This is a genomic window from Ochrobactrum sp. SFR4 (genome assembly GCF_019730395.1).
Taxonomy (GTDB): domain Bacteria; phylum Pseudomonadota; class Alphaproteobacteria; order Rhizobiales; family Rhizobiaceae; genus Pseudochrobactrum.
This window is the reverse complement of record NZ_JAAPBB010001452.1, coordinates 1-232: the sequence shown is the minus strand read 5'-3', so window position 1 is coordinate 232 and position 232 is coordinate 1. Positions and strand designations below refer to the sequence as shown.

The 232-nt window shown below is 63.4% G+C and carries 1 protein-coding gene; it reads left to right on the top strand.

The window, feature by feature from the left end:
- Position 1 precedes the first annotated feature (1 nt).
- Positions 2 to 232, top strand: a 231-nt coding sequence (locus HBA93_RS23835; RefSeq protein WP_353619442.1) for a TrbC/VirB2 family type IV secretion system protein, incomplete at its 3' end; no start/stop codon positions are given.

The following is a 232-nucleotide window of genomic DNA, read 5'->3' as shown; positions in this document are numbered from 1 at the left end:
GATCCGCCGCTCATTGCGTATCCGCCGCCACATCGCGACGGCCGCCGCTGTTACCTACGCGACCTTGCTCTTGGCGCCTGCAGCCCATGCCTCCGGCTCATCCATGCCGTGGGAAGCACCGCTGCAATCCATCCTTCAATCCATCGAAGGCCCGGTCGCCAAGATCATCGCAGTGATCATCATCATTGTCACCGGCCTGACGCTCGCCTTTGGCGACAGTTCTGGGGGCGCC